This window comes from Cardiobacterium sp. (assembly GCF_057314735.1).
This window is the reverse complement of the sequence record NZ_DBHKZK010000058.1, coordinates 1-2,500: the sequence shown is the minus strand read 5'-3', so window position 1 is coordinate 2,500 and position 2,500 is coordinate 1. Positions and strand designations below refer to the sequence as shown.

Annotated in this window: 2 tRNA genes and 2 rRNA genes (1 of these 4 cut by a window edge); all 4 read left to right on the top strand. The window is 49.6% G+C overall.

The window, feature by feature from the left end:
- Positions 1-79, top strand: a 16S ribosomal RNA gene (locus ACO54Z_RS07900) (it extends 1,455 nt beyond the left edge of the window).
- Between the two features lie 56 nt (positions 80-135).
- A tRNA-Ile gene (locus tag ACO54Z_RS07895) sits at positions 136-212 on the top strand.
- A gap of 4 nt (positions 213-216) precedes the next feature.
- Positions 217-292, top strand: a tRNA-Ala gene (locus tag ACO54Z_RS07890).
- Between the two features lie 313 nt (positions 293-605).
- Positions 606-2,500 (top strand): 23S ribosomal RNA (locus ACO54Z_RS07885); the annotation flags it as partial.

The following is a 2,500-nucleotide window of genomic DNA, read 5'->3' as shown; positions in this document are numbered from 1 at the left end:
TGCCACGGTGTGGCCGATGACTGGGGTGAAGTCGTAACAAGGTAACCGTAGGGGAACCTGCGGTTGGATCACCTCCTTTAAATGACAGGTGACAAGACACTCGCACAAACTATCTTTGAATACAAGCTACGAGAAGGGTCTGTAGCTCAGTTGGTTAGAGCGCACCCCTGATAAGGGTGAGGTCAGAAGTTCAAATCTTCTCAGACCCACCAGGAAGGGGCCATAGCTCAGCTGGGAGAGCGCCTGCTTTGCACGCAGGAGGTCAGGAGTTCGATCCTCCTTGGCTCCACCATTTGCAAGGAGAAGTAGCTTGTATATTATAAAGAACACAGAAACTTGAACATAGCGCTGTTCTCAAGTGCAGATAAATAGTATGTTCAATTTTTTGTTGTCTTTGGATAATGATCTCTAACAACCGGAAACATTCAATTTACAAACAACTAAATTGAGTAGCTGAGAAAAACAAGACGTTGTTACTTATGTTTTCCTCTGCGTAGCCTGCAGGTGATGGATTTCAAGGTGCAAGCCGAAGAAAAAATAAACCTGCAACAAACGTAGAGTAGTAAAAGAGAACAGCACAACCGAAAGATAACTTGAGGTTGTATGATCAAGTGAATAAGTGCACACGGTGGATGCCTTGGCGACAACAGGCGAAGAAGGACGTGGAAATCTGCGAAAAGCCCCGGGAAGCCGATAACAGGCAATGATCCGGGGATCTCCGAATGGGGCAACCCGACCTTAGGGTCATCCGTAGTTGAATACATAGACTGCGGAAGCGAACCGGGAGAACTGAAACATCTAAGTACCCCGAGGAAAAGAAATCAACCGAGATTCCGCAAGTAGCGGCGAGCGAACGCGGAGAAGCCCAATTAAGTTGCGTATGAGCTAGTAGAACATTCTGGGAAGGATGGCCACAGAGGGTGATAGCCCCGTATACGAAAGCCATACACAATGAATCGAGTAGGGCGGGACACGTGAAATCCTGTCTGAAGATGGGGGGACCATCCTCCAAGGCTAAATACTCGTTGTCGACCGATAGTGAACCAGTACCGTGAGGGAAAGGCGAAAAGAACCCTGGTGAAGGGAGTGAAATAGAACCTGAAACCGTGTGCATACAAGCAGTCAGAGCATATAAAGATATGTGATGGCGTACCTTTTGTATAATGGGTCAGCGAGTTACATTCAGTGGCGAGGTTAACCGGATAGGGGAGCCGTAGCGAAAGCGAGTCTTAAGAGGGCGACAAGTCTCTGGGTGTAGACCCGAAACCGGGCGATCTATCCATGGGCAGGTTGAAGGTTGAGTAACATCAACTGGAGGACCGAACCCACGCATGTTGAAAAATGCGGGGATGACCTGTGGATAGGAGTGAAAGGCTAAACAAGCTCGGAGATAGCTGGTTCTCCCCGAAAACTATTGAGGTAGTGCCTTGTAGATTGACTTGCGGGGGTAGAGCACTGTTTCGGCTAGGGGGTCATACCGACTTACCAACCCGATGCAAACTCCGAATACCGCAAAGTTTTACTACAGGAGACACACGGCGGGTGCTAACGTCCGTCGTGAAGAGGGAAACAACCCAGACCGCCAGCTAAGGTCCCGAAATGACAGTTCAGTGGGAAACGAAGTGGGAAGGCTTAGACAGCTAGGAGGTTGGCTTAGAAGCAGCCATCCTTTAAAGAAAGCGTAATAGCTCACTAGTCGAGTCGTCCTGCGCGGAAGATTTACCGGGGCTAAACTGTCTACCGAAGCTGCGGATTTGCATGAAAATGCAAGTGGTAGGGGAGCGTTGTGTAAGCTGATGAAGGTGTGTTGAGAAGCATGCTGGAGGTATCACAAGTGCGAATGCTGACATGAGTAACGATAATGCGGGTGAAAAACCTGCACACCGAAAACCCAAGGTTTCCTGCGCAACGCTAATCGGCGCAGGGTGAGTCGGCCCCTAAGGCGAGGCGGAAACGCGTAGTCGATGGGAAACAGGTTAATATTCCTGTACTGATCATAATTGCGATGGGGGGACGGAGAAAGCTAGGCCAGCACACTGTTGGATGTGTGTTTAAACGCGTAGGTTGGGGACTTAGGCAAATCCGGGTTTCCAAGACTGAAACGTGATGACGAGTTTCTACGGAAACGAAGTGGTTGATGCTCTGCTTCCAGGAAAAGCCTCTAAGCTTCAGATTATGACAACCGTACCCCAAACCGACACAGGTGGGTAGGAAGAGAATTCCAAGGTGCTTGAGAGAACTCGGGTAAAGGAACTCGGCAAAATGATACCGTAACTTCGGGATAAGGTATGCCTCTGACGGTGCATAGCTGTTGGAGGCCGCAGAGAATAGGCCGCTGCGACTGTTTATCAAAAACACAGCACTCTGCAAACACGCAAGTGGACGTATAGGGTGTGACGCCTGCCCGGTGCCGGAAGGTTAATTGATGGGGTGCAAGCTCTTGATCGAAGCCCCGGTAAACGGCGGCCGTAACTATAACGGTCCTAAGGTAGCGAAATTC